Annotated in this window: 18 protein-coding genes; 9 read left to right on the top strand and 9 right to left on the bottom strand. The window is 66.9% G+C overall.

Features of this window, described 5'->3' with window-relative positions; translation table 11 throughout:
• Nucleotides 1-79: 79 nt before the first annotated feature.
• Nucleotides 80-1,222: a hypothetical protein gene (locus tag ACYJSS_RS00670; protein ID WP_236205177.1), complete on the top strand. Its 1,143-nt coding sequence runs from the start codon at nucleotides 80-82 to the stop codon at nucleotides 1,220-1,222.
• An 18-nt stretch (nucleotides 1,223-1,240) separates the two neighbouring features.
• A complete protein-coding gene (locus ACYJSS_RS00665; RefSeq protein WP_236205176.1) occupies nucleotides 1,241-2,014 on the top strand; it encodes a hypothetical protein in 774 nt (257 codons plus the stop codon).
• A 15-nt stretch (nucleotides 2,015-2,029) separates the two neighbouring features.
• On the opposite strand, the gene ACYJSS_RS00660 is transcribed toward ACYJSS_RS00665, so the two are convergent.
• From ACYJSS_RS00660 to ACYJSS_RS00650, 3 genes are all read right to left on the bottom strand, one after another.
• Nucleotides 2,030-2,689, bottom strand: coding sequence for a hypothetical protein (locus ACYJSS_RS00660; protein ID WP_236205175.1), 660 nt, complete (start codon nucleotides 2,687-2,689; stop codon nucleotides 2,030-2,032).
• Between the two features lie 71 nt (nucleotides 2,690-2,760).
• Nucleotides 2,761-3,153: a hypothetical protein gene (locus ACYJSS_RS00655; RefSeq protein ID WP_111261592.1), complete on the bottom strand. Its 393-nt coding sequence runs from the start codon at nucleotides 3,151-3,153 to the stop codon at nucleotides 2,761-2,763.
• A 26-nt stretch (nucleotides 3,154-3,179) separates the two neighbouring features.
• Nucleotides 3,180-3,728 (bottom strand): hypothetical protein, encoded by a 549-nt coding sequence (locus ACYJSS_RS00650; protein WP_111261593.1) that lies wholly within the window; start codon nucleotides 3,726-3,728, stop codon nucleotides 3,180-3,182.
• Nucleotides 3,729-3,976: 248 nt separating this feature from the next.
• Here ACYJSS_RS00650 and ACYJSS_RS00645 point away from each other — a divergent pair, with 248 nt between their 5' ends.
• On the top strand, nucleotides 3,977-5,227 hold the full coding sequence (locus ACYJSS_RS00645; RefSeq protein ID WP_236205174.1) for a hypothetical protein: 1,251 nt from the start codon (nucleotides 3,977-3,979) through the stop codon (nucleotides 5,225-5,227).
• A gap of 61 nt (nucleotides 5,228-5,288) precedes the next feature.
• On the opposite strand, the gene ACYJSS_RS00640 is transcribed toward ACYJSS_RS00645, so the two are convergent.
• The 5 genes from ACYJSS_RS00640 to ACYJSS_RS00620 form a co-directional block, all read right to left on the bottom strand.
• Nucleotides 5,289-6,728 carry a catalase gene (locus ACYJSS_RS00640; protein WP_236205173.1) on the bottom strand — a complete coding sequence of 480 codons (1,440 nt, stop codon included), beginning with the start codon at nucleotides 6,726-6,728 and terminating at the stop codon, nucleotides 5,289-5,291.
• A gap of 12 nt (nucleotides 6,729-6,740) precedes the next feature.
• Complete coding sequence (locus ACYJSS_RS00635) at nucleotides 6,741-7,352, bottom strand: cysteine hydrolase family protein (RefSeq protein WP_236205172.1); 612 nt, start codon at nucleotides 7,350-7,352, stop codon at nucleotides 6,741-6,743.
• Between the two features lie 129 nt (nucleotides 7,353-7,481).
• On the bottom strand, nucleotides 7,482-8,051 hold the full coding sequence (locus ACYJSS_RS00630) for a cysteine hydrolase family protein (RefSeq protein WP_236205171.1): 570 nt from the start codon (nucleotides 8,049-8,051) through the stop codon (nucleotides 7,482-7,484).
• A gap of 53 nt (nucleotides 8,052-8,104) precedes the next feature.
• Entirely contained in the window at nucleotides 8,105-8,929 is an 825-nt protein-coding gene (locus tag ACYJSS_RS00625) for an alpha/beta fold hydrolase (protein ID WP_236209414.1), read from the bottom strand.
• Nucleotides 8,930-9,074: 145 nt separating this feature from the next.
• Nucleotides 9,075-10,103 (bottom strand): SMP-30/gluconolactonase/LRE family protein, encoded by a 1,029-nt coding sequence (locus tag ACYJSS_RS00620; protein WP_236205170.1) that lies wholly within the window; start codon nucleotides 10,101-10,103, stop codon nucleotides 9,075-9,077.
• Nucleotides 10,104-10,422: 319 nt separating this feature from the next.
• Between ACYJSS_RS00620 and ACYJSS_RS00615 the strand changes: the two genes are divergently transcribed.
• Nucleotides 10,423-10,806 carry a helix-turn-helix domain-containing protein gene (locus tag ACYJSS_RS00615; protein WP_236205169.1) on the top strand — a complete coding sequence of 128 codons (384 nt, stop codon included), beginning with the start codon at nucleotides 10,423-10,425 and terminating at the stop codon, nucleotides 10,804-10,806.
• Here the strand turns inward: ACYJSS_RS00615 and ACYJSS_RS00610 are convergent.
• The gene (locus ACYJSS_RS00610; protein ID WP_236205168.1) at nucleotides 10,793-11,749 is read right to left on the bottom strand and encodes an AraC family transcriptional regulator; all 957 of its coding nucleotides are present in this window, start codon (nucleotides 11,747-11,749) and stop codon (nucleotides 10,793-10,795) included. The genes ACYJSS_RS00615 and ACYJSS_RS00610 overlap by 14 nt on opposite strands.
• A 228-nt stretch (nucleotides 11,750-11,977) precedes the next feature.
• Between ACYJSS_RS00610 and ACYJSS_RS00605 the strand changes: the two genes are divergently transcribed.
• From ACYJSS_RS00605 to ACYJSS_RS00585, 5 genes are read left to right on the top strand one after another with little or no spacing between them, the layout of a single operon-like run.
• Nucleotides 11,978-12,529 carry a chalcone isomerase family protein gene (locus ACYJSS_RS00605; protein ID WP_236205167.1) on the top strand — a complete coding sequence of 184 codons (552 nt, stop codon included), beginning with the start codon at nucleotides 11,978-11,980 and terminating at the stop codon, nucleotides 12,527-12,529.
• A gap of 11 nt (nucleotides 12,530-12,540) precedes the next feature.
• The gene (locus ACYJSS_RS00600; protein ID WP_236205166.1) at nucleotides 12,541-13,077 is read left to right on the top strand and encodes a DUF3833 domain-containing protein; all 537 of its coding nucleotides are present in this window, start codon (nucleotides 12,541-12,543) and stop codon (nucleotides 13,075-13,077) included.
• A 30-nt stretch (nucleotides 13,078-13,107) separates the two neighbouring features.
• Nucleotides 13,108-13,413: a DUF6482 family protein gene (locus ACYJSS_RS00595; protein WP_111261602.1), complete on the top strand. Its 306-nt coding sequence runs from the start codon at nucleotides 13,108-13,110 to the stop codon at nucleotides 13,411-13,413.
• Entirely contained in the window at nucleotides 13,407-14,951 is a 1,545-nt protein-coding gene (locus ACYJSS_RS00590; RefSeq protein WP_236205165.1) for a cryptochrome/photolyase family protein, read from the top strand. Before ACYJSS_RS00595 ends, ACYJSS_RS00590 begins: the two co-directional genes overlap by 7 nt.
• Entirely contained in the window at nucleotides 14,948-15,088 is a 141-nt protein-coding gene (locus ACYJSS_RS00585) for a DUF2256 domain-containing protein (protein ID WP_236205164.1), read from the top strand. The genes ACYJSS_RS00590 and ACYJSS_RS00585 overlap by 4 nt, the downstream gene beginning before the upstream one ends.
• Nucleotides 15,089-15,103: the final 15 nt, after the last annotated feature.

Raw genomic sequence — 15,103 nt, 5'->3', positions numbered from 1 at the left:
GCCTGCCGAGGCGCTCTACCCGATATCCCACGTGCTCACTTTCACTTGACCCGCTCGGTTGCCGAGATAAGGACATCTCATGAACACCCTCGCCCTGCTGACCGACATCCTGCGTAAAACCAAGGCCTTCTCCGGCCGGGTGCCCAACAGCGCAAAGGACAAGGCCACTGTCGTGGAGATATTCCGCGAGCTGATTCCGGCAAACGTTGCCTCGCTGGACCCCGACGTGATCGATGAGCCGCAAGACTACGAAGTGCTACTCGCACGCCTGGCGGCCATCAGCAATGGCGACCTGGCACCGGAGGGCGTGCAGATCAAAGCCGGCCGCACCGGCAAGCTCACCCTGACCTTCACCCAGCAGCAGGAAACCCACTCGCTGACGTTCACCCACGAGGGCGGCACCTACATCGATCAGAGCTTTCTCGATGCGCTGCACAAGCACTGCAAGAAAAAGCTTCCCGGCACCTTTCTCTTCACCTCGGAAGCGGAAAGCATCGAGGCGGTGTATTTACCCTTGAAGGCATTCAAGCGGGTGAACAACGAACTGCTCAGCACGCAAAGCACCGATGCCCTGGCCACGCTGATCCAGGCAGGCAATGTCTTCTCCATCGGCTGGGACAACATTCCGTACGACGTGGTGGAAGGGTTCACCCGGGACGGCGAGACCCTGATAACCGCGCTGATCAAGGCACCGTTCGCCGAGAAGCCCGGCAGCTGGGGCGCGACCCGTCGCATCGAGATTCTCGAAGGGCTCCAGGGCATGGCGAATGTCTTCCGGGCCAATGCCCACGGCGAGACGCCCCGCGAAATTGCACTGGCCAAGGGCTGGGATCACCTGGTGCCGGAACTCAGCGGCTGGCCCGTGAAAACCGTACCTGTCACGGCCATCCGCGAGCGATCCGGCAACGGCTTTTCGTGTTTCGAGGGTGATCTCAAGGAAGCATTCGAACGGCTGGATGCGAAGGGCCTGTTCGAATCGATTCACTTCGACCCGAACAACCCCTTCCAGCACCTCCATATCTCCCACACACCCGACTTCATCTATGGCGAAGACACGCTGCTCGTCTCCCGCTATCGATTTGGCGGCGCCGTGGTCGGCTATTGCGTTTTCAGCCAGAAGCTCGACGAGAACGGCTGGTCGATCAGCCGATTCGTGCCGCTGGGCGAGGTCGATCAGCTGTGTGAGGTGATCGAGCGCTACTGCACACACTCATTGGTCTAAAGAGAACGGATATCTCCCATGCAACGCATTGCAATCGCTGCACTCTCAGCCCTGATCTCCATGACGGCGGTCGCAGGCCCCCTCGAAAGCGAACTTCAAAAGAACGGCCTGGTAGCCCAGGCTATACCGAAAAGCGGCATCACCGAGAAAGTACTGGACCTTGGCTCTTATCAGGTTACTGCCGACGGTGGCGGGCTCCTCATCAGTCACGATGAGCAGAGCCTGGAGCGGCCCCTGACCGAGTTGCAGGTCGATGGCGTGAAGATCATGGGCACGGACCATGGTGAATGGGGAGGTGAGCTGACCGTCACCTCGCAGGATGGAACGACCAGAACCTTGCTGAAGGAAAATGTCGTCAGCATCCAGAAAGTCGACGGCTCGATCTTCGTGTTTACCGGGCTCAGCCACATGGGGATCAACGTTGGCGCCATGTACGAGCTGACGGATATCGCAAGCGAACCGAAGTTGACCAGGGTCACCCTGCTTCCCTCCGCCCCGGAGAAGATCCTTTTTGAAAAAGGCGTCGCCTACATCCTGACCTTCGACAGCCTTATTGCCGTAAACCCATCCCCTGAGCAGGCGTCGATGGAGATCATCGCCTACAAAGCGCCCTGGTCGCGCTTTGCGCCCAATAGCCTGGTCAAGCGAGGCGACACCTTTGTAGTGGGTATGTATGCAGGCGTTACGGTGGTTAACACCAGCCGGTTTGGAATTCAGGACGTGAGGTTCTATGGGCCGCAGGGGGCAGAAGAACTGCTCAAACCGGAGACGATCAATCATCGCCTCCGCTGAGCCGCCCCCCTCGGCTCACTGCGCCCTGACGTATACCCCATCGAAGCTCACATTCATGCCGCCGCAGTTATTGTTGTCGTCCACCATCAGGAAGCGGCCGATGCGGGTGTACTCGACCGCGCAGTCGTACTTGCCGTCGCCGTCCTTCGTCATGGCGTAGCGGCCTTTGGGCTTGAAGGTGCCGTCGATCTGCCCGATGTGGGTGCTGGCGCCGCTGCCCCAGGTCGAATCGCCGGTCACGTGCAGGCCCGGCCCCTGCTCTTGCTGCTCGATGGTGATGGTGCTGGCCCGGGCCTTCCAGGTGCCCAGCCAGTCGGTGGATGCGGGCAAGGGATCAGCCGCCGGGGCGAGGTTCTCCAGCACGATCCAGCCGACGGTTTCGCGCGTCCTGCCCTGGTACCAGGCACAGGCCCAGTCGCCTTCGATCTTGTTGACCAGCACTTCGTCGCCCTCGATGACGTAGGCCTTCTTCATGCACCCTTCCGACTCGGGGCAGCGCTCGTCGTCCTTGAAGAAGTGCGTCTGGTGCTTGCCCACGACCTTGTAGAGCTGGCTGAACCTGCCCTCGGTGGGGAAGTAGCCGCTGTCGCAGCTGAACGTCTCGCTGCCCTGCGCCTGGCTGGTGATGCAAAGCAGCGCCAGGGCGCCGGTCAGAGCGGTGGTGATCGTGTGCATGGTCTGGCTCGGCTCCAAGGGTCGAGGGGCAAAAAAGCAGGGAGGCCGCGAGGACGGGCCGATGGAGCTGGCTAGGGAACCAGATCGACGCTGCCGCACCGGTTGCCGCGGGTCGTCAGGAAATCCACCTGCCTGGCCCGGTTGATGGCGATGCGCAGTTCGCAGCTGCCGGAATGGAAGACGTCGCCCCAATATTCGGTATGAACGACTTGTCCGTTCTGTGGCCCGGTGGAGGTGCCGAGTGCCTCACGCGATACATAGGATGTGTCGTAGCCATAGACCAGCACCACCCAGTCCTTTTCGGGCACGCCCAAGATCTGGCGCGGGGCGCCGAAATAATCGATGACCTCGGCTACCGGACGGTTCTTCCACGCACTGCGTGCCTGGGCTTCCGGCAGCGACGGGACGACGCCACAGCCGCCGAGCAGGGTGGCTGCCAGGGCGAGGGCGAGAACTCCTTTCATCGTCTGTTCCCCACGAAATAGCGTGTTCACTGCTGGGCCATCCTGTCGAATGCGTCATCGATGGTTTTCAGGATGGCCGCCTTGTATTGCTCGCGCCCCAGGGCGCTGAAGACCTCGCGGGATTCGTCGATCATGGCCAGGGGCGACATCTTGCCCAGGTGGCGCATCGATGCGCGCTCGCCCGGCTGGCACAGGAAGTCCCGGCTGCGGGCCAGCCAGGCATCGGGCTGGCTCTGCCATTTGCTGGAAACCTTGACGGGGGTCCAGTCGTTGAAGACGCCGAAATCCTGGGCGTCGTTGATCCGCACCCGGTTTTTGCCGCAATCGATCTCGACGTCGTAGGAGGTCAGTTTCTTCCCGGTCTTCTCATACACCTGGTACACGCCCAGCGACTGGATGCCGCCCGGGCGGTCGACGATGTGCGCGGCGTCGCCATCGGCGACAAACAGCTCATTCACACCCAGGTCGCCCTGGTGGTGAACGATCCAGTAATCGCCGACCAACTGTTCGGCATGAGCGGTAACGGAGCTGCTCAGGAGCAAGGCGGGCAGCAGGAGCCTGGGGGAACAACGCATGGCGGGCCGATCCTTTGCCGTCGTGGTCACTGCGAGGCGGGATGCTCGGCAGCGATGAGGGTCCGGAATCTAGCGACGCCCGCCTGGGAGGGTCAATTAGCACAGCTGTACTAAGGCGAGCCTGCACTGGACGCCTCGAGGGTGGGGTGATTAGGCCGGAAATGTCGGCCATGCACGCGCGGTTCACGGCTGCGCCCCGCAGAATGCAGGCACTCGCGGTCGTGCGATCGTCACGCAGGAAGTCTTGGTTGAAAAAACACCCGTTCGGCACTCACTGGCTGAAGAATGCCCACCGGCCCTGCCTCGCCCTGCTGCTGGCGGCCTGCCTGGGCGCCGCCCTGCCCTGCGCGGCCCAGCGCCTGGCCGCCGAGAACCACCGCGTCAGCCTGCAGGTGCTGGCTCCCGACGCGCCCCCGGTCGGCACTTGGCGGGTGAAGGTGCACGCGACCTATCGCCCGCTGGTGGACGGTTCGCCGAACACCACGGAGACGACCACCTCGCGAGCCAACTGCGCCTCGCCTTCGCGCTTCGGCACCTTGCCCTCCTTCAGGCGCTGCACGCGCACGCGGGACCGCACGGTGTGGCTGAAGCTGCCGGCCTCGCAGGTCATTGCGGCCGGCCCGCGCACCCTGGAGCTGGATTTCGCCCCGGTCATCGAGGACCAGGGCGGCACCTTCCGCATCGACGACCTGTCGCTGGAATACATGACCTGCGCCAAGGGGTGCGAGGAGCAGCGCATGGACATCCGCCTGAGCTGCTTCGCCGGCGACACCGAACGCGGCGAGGTCCTCTCCAACGGCCTGTTGCTCACCTATTCGCGCGGCGCCAGGGCGGCGCCCGAGGTGGCCGATTGCGGGCTGAAGGTCGGCGATGAAATCAGCTGGGCGAACCGGGAGACGGTGCTGGAGCGCGTCCGTGGCCATTTCGGCGATGACCAGCAACTGGTCAGCGACGAACTGCTCGATGTGTTCTCGGGGATTCCCGCCCCCGATGGAGGCTGGCGCTGGAACCCGGCGACACGCCTCGACTCGCTCCGCGACCACTGCCCGCTCCCCGACGGCCAGGGCTACGAGAACAGCCGCTACCTCGCCACGCTGCCCGTCTCCACGGGCTGGCCGTATCGCCACGAAGCCGAGGTCTACGTCACCAACAAGCCGAACGGCGAGGTCTGCACGATCTGGCTTACGGGCACCGATGACGAGATGTACCTGCGCTACTTCTACACCTACCAGGCCGGCGCGCTGGTCAAGGTCGCCACCCGCGGCGAGCCGGACGACGTCTCGCGCGAGTGGCGCTGGGCGGGCGGCGAGCCCTGGGAGTACACCCGCCGGCAGATGCCGGACTCCGTCGCGGGGCACGACGCCATCCTCTACTGGCACAAGACCGCCGCCCAGCTGTGGCCCAGGCGCATGGACCACGCGCCGGACTTCGCGGAGTTCGACGCGCTGCGCGGCTTCTCACGGCAGCTGCTTGAGCGCTTTCCGGCACAGCCGCAATAGCGCCCCGGCATTCTGAGCAGGTGAATGGGCGCTCGCCTGGTTCGGGCGGCGCCCCCGCAGGCTATCTCGCCAGGCGCCCGATGGCCTCGCGCACCCCGGCGCCGTAGGCCGGATCGGCCTTGCTGCAGTGGCCGATGTGCCGCTCGATCACCTGTAGCGAGGCGCCGCCGATGGCCCGGGCGGTGTTGTCGAACAGCGCCTGCTGCTGCGACGGCGACATCAGGCGGAACAGCGCGCCGGGCTGGGAGTAGTAGTCCTCGTCGACGCGGTGGTTCCAATGATCGGCAGCGCCCACAAGGCTCAGCGGCGGCTCGGCGTACTCCGGCTGCTCGGCCCACTCGCCCTGACTGTTCGGCTCGTAGGCCAGGCGTGAACCCTGGTTGCCATCGACGCGCATCTGGCCGTCGCGGTGGTAGCTGTGGTACGGGCAACGCGGCGCGTTGACGGGAATGTGCGTGTGGTTGACGCCAAGCCGGTAGCGTTGCGCATCGCCATAGGAGAACAGCCGGCCCTGCAGCATCCTGTCCGGCGAGAAGCCGATGCCGGGCACCACATGGGCCGGGTTGAAGGCGGCCTGCTCGACCTCGGCGAAGACGTTCTCCGGGTTGCGGTTGAGTTCCAGCACGCCGACCTCGATCAGCGGGTAGTCCTTGTGCGGCCACACCTTGGTCAGGTCGAAGGGGTTGATCGCGTAGCTGTCGGCGTCCTTATCCGGCATCACCTGCACGTAGAAGGTCCAGCGCGGAAAATGGCCCCGCTCGATGTTGTCGTACAGGTCGCGCTGACTGCTCTCGCGGTCGCCGGCCACCACTTGCCCGGCCTCGGCGTCGGACAGGTTGCGGATGCCCTGCTGAGTCTTCCAGGTGAATTTGACCCAGTGCCGCTCGTTGGCCGCGTTGATGAAGCTGAAGGTGTGGCTGCCGAAGCCATGCATGTGCCGGTAGCCATCGGGAATGCCGCGGTCGCTCATGACGATGGTGACCTGGTGCAGCGCCTCCGGCAGGCTGGTCCAGAAGTCCCAGTTGTTCTGCGCGCTGCGCATGCCGGTGCGCGGGTCACGCTTCACCGCGTGGTTGAGGTCGGGGAACTTCAGCGGGTCACGCAGGAAGAACACCGGCGTGTTGTTGCCCACCAGGTCCCAGTTGCCCTGCTCGGTGTAGAACTTCACGGCGAACCCCCGGATATCACGCTCGGCATCCGCCGCGCCACGCTCACCGGCGACGGTGGAGAAGCGCACGAAGATGTCGGTCTGCTTGCCCACCCGGGAGAACAGCGCGGCGCGGGTGTAGTGGCTGATGTCGTGGGTGACGGTGAAGGTGCCGTAGGCGCCGGAGCCCTTGGCATGCATGCGCCGTTCGGGAATCACCTCACGGTCGAAGTGGGCGAGCTTCTCCAGGAACCACACGTCCTGCAGCAGCGCCGGGCCACGGGGGCCGGCGGTCTGGGTGTTGTTGTCGACGACGGGCGCGCCGACTGCGTTGGTCAGTTTGTGCTTGGGCATCACGGTAGCTCCTCAGACCAGTTCGCCGAGCAGCTCGGCGGTGGTGACGATGGCGTGGGCGAAGGTCGGCCCATTGATTTCGTGGGCGGCGTGCAGCGCCTCTTCGGAGAAGGCCGCCGTGGCGTCACGCACCAGGGTCACGTGGTAGCCCAGCTCGGCGGCGAAGCGCGACGTGGCCTCGATGCAGGTGTTGGCCAGCAGGCCGATGACGATGACCCGGCGCACCCCGTGCTGCTTGAGCTGCAGGTCCAGGTCGGTATTGGCGAAGCCGCTGCCGCCCCAGTGTTCCTGCACCACCACGTCGCCGGCCTGGGGCCTGAAGTCCGGGTGCCACTCCCCTCCCCAGCTGTCGACGGCGAACACCTGGGCCCGCGCCGCCCCCACCTGGTAGGGGCTGGGATGCAGCCAGCCCTGGAAGTCGTCGGGCCGAGCGCGGTGATGCGGCACGTAGAACACGCGGATGCCGGCCCGGCGCGCGGCCCCCACCACCGCGCGCAGGTTGGCCAGGGTGCCGAGGCGATCGGCCACCGGCCTGGCCAGCCCGGTGAGCTTGCCGCCCTCGCTGAGGAAGTCGTTGTAGGGGTCGACCAGCAAAAGGCCGGTGTCCTGTCTCGAGTCACTCATGCTGCCCTCCATGGAGAAAGGTGGCGCCGCAGCGCCGATCACTGGTCGACGGCCTTGCAGGTCGCTGGCAGGCTCAGATCGCCCGAGGCCACATCCCGCACGCTGGACACGCACAGCACAGGGTGCGCCTCATGCGGCATTCCTCGCGTGCTGGCCGAGGTACTCGGCGGTGGAGATCACCGGCGCATAGCCGAATCTGAGCGCCGCCATGAAGGCCGCATGCACATGCGCCGCCGGCACCTTCACGCCATCGAACTCCAGGTCGAGGGTGGCGCAGGCATCGTGCAGCACGGTGGTCCGGTAGCCGAAATCGACCGAGGCACGGGTGATGCCGTCCACGCACATGTGGCTCATGTTGCCGACCACCACCACCTCGCTCACGCCGGCCTTGTCGAGGATCGGTTTCAGCTCGGTCTCGCGGAAGGAGTTGATGAAGTGCTTGAGCACCACCGGCTCGCCCGGGCGGTTGATCACGCTCGGGTGCAACTGCGCGCCCTCGCTGTGCGGCCGGAAGAAGGGGGCGTCCTGGCTGGTGAACTCGTGGCGGATGTGCACCACCAGGTCGCCGCTGTCGCGGAACGCCGCGATCACCTGGGCCGCCCTGGCCGCGGCCTCCTCGACCTTGTCGAGGGTCCACAGGCCGCCGGGGAAGTAGTCGTTCTGGATATCCACCACGATCAACGCTTTCTTGCCGCTCATCTCGTCTCTCCTTTTGCCGTGGCCCGCCGGGAATTCGGCGGGCACAGGGGGGCTCAGTCACGCAGGAAGGCCAGCATGTCCGCGCCGAGTTTTTCCTTGTGGGTGTCGGTGATGCCGTGGGGCGCGCCGGGGTAGATCACCAGCTTGGCGTGCGGCACCAGCCTGGCCGAAGCGCGCGCGGCGGCGTCCACCGGGACGATCTGGTCGTCATCGCCATGCAGGATCAGCGTGGGGATGGAGAACTTCTTCAGGTCCTCGGTGAAATCGGTTTCGGAGAAGGCCTTGATGCAGTCGAGGGCATTCTTGTGCCCGGCCATCATGCCCTGCATCCAGAAGGCGTCGATCACGCCCTGGGAGGGCTTGGCGCCCGGCCGGTTGTAGCCGAAGAAGGGACCGCTGGCGACGTCCTTGTACAGCTGCGAGCGGTCGGCGATGGAGGCCGCGCGAATGCCATCGAACACCTCGAGCGGCAGGCCGCCGGGATTGGCCTCGGTGCGCACCATCAAGGGTGGCACCGCCGCGATCAGCCCGGCCTTGGCCACCCGCGCCGTGCCATGGCGGCCGATGTAGCGCGCCACCTCGCCGCCACCGGTGGAGAAGCCGAACAACGCGGCGCCGCGCACATCCAGCTGGTCGAGCAGCTGGGCCAGGTCGTCGGCATAGGTGTTCATCTCGTTGCCGCTCCACGGTTGGCTGGAGCGGCCATGGCCACGGCGGTCATGAGCGATCACCCGGTAGCCGTGGCTGGCCAGGAACAGCATCTGCGCTTCCCAGCTGTCGGCGTTGAGCGGCCAGCCGTGGCTGAGCACGACGACAGGGCCGCTGCCCCAGTCCTTGTAGTAGATCTCGGTGCCATCGCGGGTGGTGATAGTGCCCATGGTCTTGCGCTCTCCATTCTCAGGTTGCGGGCGGCCTGCGGCGAGGCCACTGCCGCGCACGCATCCACCCAGGGGTAACAGCAGCGCCGTGGCCAGTGCTGCGGAGCCGAGCAGCAGGTGGCGACGGCCGTGGTTCATCGGTGCATCAGGGCTGTGCGGCATTGGCAGACTCCGCTTCGTTCGATGCTGGCGGCAGGCGCACGCGCATCAGGTTCCAGGTACTGACCCGCTCCTCCCACTCGTCCCCTTCGACGGGCGTCAGCGGCAGGGCCAGGTTGCTGACCAGCATCCACTCGCCCTGCACCACGCTGCTGGCGGGAAACAGCAGGCCACGAGGCGCACCGTTGCCGGCGATCCCCTCGAAGCCGCCCGCGCGCGCACGGATCAGGCCGTGTTCGTCGAGGCCGAGCAGCTGGTCGACCTGATTGGCCAGCAGCCACAGCAAGCCGTCATGGAACAGCAGGCCATCGGCTCCCGGCAGGCTCTCGGCCACTACCTGCAGCTCGCCGCTCGCCAGGTCCAGGCGCAGCAGGCGACCGTCGCCGGCGTTGTTGATGTAGAGCCGGCTCTCGTCGGCGTTGAAGGCCAGGCCGTTGGCACCGAACGGCAAGAAGCCCGCGGTGGCCAGCAGCGGGTCGCGCGACTTCACTTCCAGCGTGCAGGGTTTGCAGCGCGTGGCGTTGGCGATGCGGTACAGCGCGCCCTGGAAAGAGTCGGAAACGTAGAGGTCACCATTGCCGGCGAACACCAGGCCATTGGGCGCCGGCATGCCGCCGGCACCGAAGTGGATCAGGTCCTGGCTGCCGTCCGGGTTGGCCACGCTGCGGGCAGCCGGCGCGGCGGGATCGAGACGGGGGAATTCGAGAAGGTCCTCCACGGGAGAGTCGGCCGTGAAGTCGGCCGCGATGCGCTGCAGCTTGCCGGCGCCGAAATTGAGGATGTAGACCCTGCCGTCGGCGTAGCCCAGGCCGGTCAGAGGCGTTGCGGCAAAGGCACGCTGTGCGAGTAGCCGCCCCCCGGCGCTGTAGCGCAGCAGCTGGTTGTTACGCCGTTCGGCGGGCTGGCGGGCATCGAAGGTACCGACGAATATCTCGCCGCTGTCAGGGGCGACGGCCAGGCCCTCCGGGTAGCGCACACCAGCGGGCAACTCGATGAAGGGTTCGACTTCAAGCAACGTCGGGCCCTGAGCTTCAGCGCGCGGATGCACGGCGGCCACAGCCAGGAGCAGGCTAAGAATGCCCGCGCGGCACCTCGACAGTCTCATATCGCCTCCATTCGCGCCGGCACGGGGCGGGCGCTTTCGGGGGCTCGTCAGGACGCCGAATGCCGGGGCAGCGGGTGGCGAGCGATGACGTGATGCTCGCGGCTGGCGGCAGGAGGTGGCTACGTAAAATCGGCAAATCGGCACGACGGCCGGCACGTGCCTGTTTTACGTAGCCGTGGCACCCGCACCGGCGCACCGTGGAGGTGCCTCTCCTGGCCAGGACACCGCCATGCAACCGCGCAACACGCCACGCGAACGCCGCCGCCGGGCCGCACAAGAACGCTTGCTGAAAGAGGTGCTGGACGTGTTGCCGCAGGGTTGCGGGCGCCCACCGCGCCTGGCGGAGCTGTGTCGCACGGTCGGGGTCAGCGAGCGCACCCTGCGCAGCGCCTTCGTCGCCATCCTGGGCGTGGCGCCGGCGCGGTATCTGCGCCTGCGCCGCCTGCACCTGCTGCGGGCCGCCCTGGCGGTTGCCGACCCACACCAGACCGGCGTCGCGGAAATGGCCCGCCGCTTCGGCTACACCGATGGCGGGCGCATGGCGGCGGACTATCACGCCCTGTTCGGCGAGTACCCCAGCGCCACCCTGCAGCGCCGCATCAGCCCCGCCTAGGCGGCAGGGAGCGCCGGCTGCGCAGCGATTGCGACGGCAGTTCGCCGAAATAGCGCCGGTAGAGCCCGGCGAAGCGGCCGAAGTCCCACACGCCGAAACGTGCGCAGATCTGGGTGATGGTCTCCTCCGCCGAGGCCCGCAGGATGGCGCGGCGGATGGCGTGCAGGCGGTGCTGCATCAGGTAGCGATGCGGGCTCATCCCCAGGTAACGGGTGAAGAGGTTGCGCAGCGTGCGCTCGGAGCTGTTGCAGGCCTGGCACAGGTCCGTCATGTGCAGCGACGTATCCGGCATGCCGTCGAGCAGCTCCAGGGCGCGACGCAGGATCACCTGGTGGTTCTGCCGGCCCGCGCTATCGGCCTGGGCCGGTGTCGCGGGCAGGAGGCTGCGGAACACCCGGTCCAGCAGATCGCCACGCGCCGCGCACTCGGCCGCCGGGGCGTGCAGCTCCTGCGGTGCGCAGTGATCGATGCGCAACAGGCGCAAGGCCAGCCACACCAGCGGCGCCAGGTCCTGCTGGGCCACGCAGACCAGATTGCGCGAGAGGATCGACACGTCGAACTCGTCCTCGTGCTGCTGCGCCCAGCGCAGCACCAGCTCGCAGGACATCGCCACGGTCATCCAGCTCGCCGGCTGGCTGGCGTCGATGTGGAACATCGCCTCGGGCACCATCCAGCCGATCAGCCGTCTATCCAGGCGCTGCCCTCCCAGCACGGTGGCCTCGTGCCGGCTCAGCGGCAGGAAGATATTGAAGAAGCCGCTCAGGCCGACCCCGCTGTAGACGGTGCCCGCCCCCTCGCGACCGAACATCAGCGCCACGCCGTTGAGCTCGACGACGCGCAAGCGCCAGTCGCGCTGCTGCCGTGTACGCAGCAGGTAGCGCCCCTCGACGCCATAGAGGGCTTCCTCGAATTCATCGAAATCAGCGCAGACGAGCCTGCTCATGCCTTCCCCCAGTCGAGACGCACGCGGTGTTTGTCGGGATCAACGAACGATAGTCCAGCCGCTGCGGCTGTCGCGGGCGGCAGGCCTTCGCGGGGCCGTTTGCCGGGCGGAGCCGCCGCTGCGGGGCGGGTCGCCTGAGTCCACCTCCGCAAAGCTATACAAATACCTATACATAACTATTATTTGTACAGGTATCATCGCCCCATGAACTCACCTGGAGAGCCCATCATGCGCCTGGCATCGCCCGCCATCTCGGCGTTACGCACCCTCGCCCTGCTCGGCCTGCTGCTGGCCGGCTCGCCGAGCTGGGCCGACTGGCGCAGCGAGCTGCCCGAGGCGAAGCTGGTCGGCCAGGGCGACTTCACCTGGTTCGGCCTGCGGGTGTACCAGGCCCGGCTGTGGAGCCCGGTGGCGCCCGTCGACTGGAAGCAGCCCTTTGCCCTGGAGCTCATCTACAGCCGCGAGCTGTCGCGGGACACCCTGGTGCAGGCCAGCCTGGACGAGATGCGCCGGCTGGGGGGCGCCTCGGTCGATGAGCAGCGCCTGGCGGCCTGGGATGGCGAGATGCGCCGGGCCTTCGTCGACATCCAGCCGGGCCAGCGCATCACCGGCCTGTACCAGCCCGGCCGGGGCAGCCGTTTCTACGTCGACGGCGCGTTCCGCCATGCGATCGCCGACACCGACTTCGCCCAGGCGTTCTTCGCCATCTGGCTGGATGCCCGCACCCGTAATCCCGAGCTGCGCCGCGAGCTGCTCGGGCTCAATGAAACAAGCCAATGAGGAGGCCGATGATGCGTGCCGTAATAGGGTTGCTGTGCTGCCTGCTGCTCGCCGGTTGCGGCGGTGTGGATGTCCATCACTACGCGAAGGAGCGGCCGCAGCTGGACCTGCCGGGGTTCTTCTCCCGGCCGGTGCAGGCCTGGGGCATGTTCCAGAACCGCTCGGGCGAGGTGGTCAAGCGCTTCAAGGTCGACATCACCAGCCGCCGCGAGGGCGAGCGGCTGATCCTCGATGAGCGCTTCCTCTACAGCGACGGCACCCGCCAGCAGCGGGTGTGGACCCTGACCCCGGCCGGCGAAGGGCGCTGGCGCGGCCGCGCGGGGGACGTGATCGGTGAAGCCGATGGCGAGGTGGCGGGCAACGCCCTGCGCTGGCGCTACACGCTGAACCTGGAGGTGGACGGCTCGACCTGGGAAGTGGACTTCGACGACTGGATGTACCTGATGGACGAGGACACCCTCATCAACCGCTCGAGCATGAGCAAGCTCGGCGTCGAACTGGGCCAGGTGACCCTGTTCTTCCGCCGCGACTCCGCATTGCAACACTGACTGACCGGGCGTGAGCCGGAGGACTGGGCGATGAATCTCCAACAACTTGGCGAAGCCGCACTGGCGGGCCGTATCGAAGGGCTCGACGTGGTGTCCCTGGAAGGCGGTTTCTACATCCTCCAGGCGCGGCTCGCCTCGGGCCTCGAAGGGGTGCTGGACGATGAGGGACAGGTCTTGCGCCTGCGCTCGACGACCCAGCTCCGCGATTTGCTGCAGGGCTTGCCACGGTTGCCCTGTGACCTGGTGCAACACTGCGTCCACGACGAGATGTGCGGCGTCCGCGAGGGCCCGCTGGAGCCGATGCGCCTGCCCCTGTCGCTGGACTCGCAATGGTGAACGGCAAGGTACGCCGGCTCGGCCTGGTGCTGGGCGACCAGCTCAGCTTCGACCTCTCGCTGTTCGATGAACTCGACCCGGCCCATGACGCGGTGCTGATGGCCGAGGTCCAGGAGGAGGCGAGCTACGTACCGCACCACCCGCACAAGATCGTGCTCATCTTCAGCGCCATGCGTCACTTCGCGGCGGCCCTGGAGGCACGCGGCTGGCGGGTGATCTACGTGCGCCTCGACGCCCCCGACAACAGCGGCAGCCTGGCTGGCGAGCTGCACCGCTGGCACGCCGCCCTGGGCGAGCCGGCGCTGCACCTGACCGAGTGCGGCGAATGGCGCGTGGAGGAGGCGGTGCGCGCCACTGGCTTGCCGCTGGCCTGGCACGCCGACCGTCGCTTCCTCTGCTCCCGCGAGGCGTTCGCCAAATGGGCGGGCAGCCGCCGGCAACTGCGCATGGAGCTGTTCTACCGCGAGATGCGCAAGCGCAGCGGGCTGCTGCTGGAGCCGGACGGCCAGCCGCTGGGGGGCAGCTGGAATTTCGACGCCGACAACCGCAAGGCGCTGCCCAAGGGCGTGCGCGGCCCCTTCCCCGCGCGGTTCGCGCAGGACGCGATCACCCGCGAGGTGGTGGCCCTGGTGGGCGAGCGGTTCGCCGGGCACTACGGCCGCCTGGAAGGCTTCGACTACCCGGTGACCCACGAGGAGGCCCAGGCGCTCTGGCAGCACTTCCTGGCGTTCGCCCTGCCCGCCTTCGGCGACTATCAGGACGCCATGGCCGAGGGCGAGCCCTACCTCTTCCATGCGCGCATCAGCGCCGCCCTGAACATCGGCCTGCTGGACCTGCGCCAACTCTGCGCCGACGTGGAGAACGCCCACCGCCAGGGCCAGGTGCCGCTCAACGCGGCGGAAGGCTTCATCCGCCAGCTGATCGGCTGGCGGGAATACGTGCGCGGCATCTACTGGCTGCGCATGCCGGAATACGCCGCGCTCAACGCCTTCGGCAACCAGCGGTCGCTGCCGGCGTTCTACTGGACCGGCCGCACCGACATGCGCTGCATGGCCCAGGCGATCGGCCAGACCCTGGAGCTGGGCTATGCGCACCACATCCAGCGGCTGATGGTGACCGGCAATTTCGCCCTGCTCGCCGGCATCGCCCCCGCGGCCATCTGCGAGTGGTACCTGGCGGTCTACCTGGACGCCTTCGAGTGGGTCGAGCTGCCCAACACCCTGGGCATGGTGATGCACGCCGACGGCGGCTACCTCGGCTCCAAGCCCTATTGCGCCAGCGGCCGCTACATCCAGCGGATGTCCGACCATTGCGCCAGCTGCCGCTACAACGTGGAGCGGGCGACCGAGGACGACGCCTGCCCCTTCAACGCGCTGTACTGGCATTTCCTGATGCGCCATCGCGATCGCCTGGGCGGCAATCCGCGCCTGGCCATGGTCTACCGCAACCTGCAGCGCATGGCGGATGCGCGGGTCGAAGCCCTCTGGCAGCGCGGCGAACGGCTGCTGGCGCGGCTGGATGCCGGCGAGGCCCTGTGAAGAAGACCCACCTGCCGCACAAGACCTGCGCGGTGTGCGGGCGCCCCTTCGCCTGGCGCCGCCGCTGGGCACGCTGCTGGGACGAGGTGCGCTACTGCTCCGAGCGCTGCCGCAACCAGCGCCGCGAAGCCCGCTGACGCAGCTCCCCGCCT

The sequence above is a fragment of the Pseudomonas sp. No.21 genome, assembly GCF_054558415.1.
This window is presented reverse-complemented; position numbering and strand designations above follow the sequence as displayed.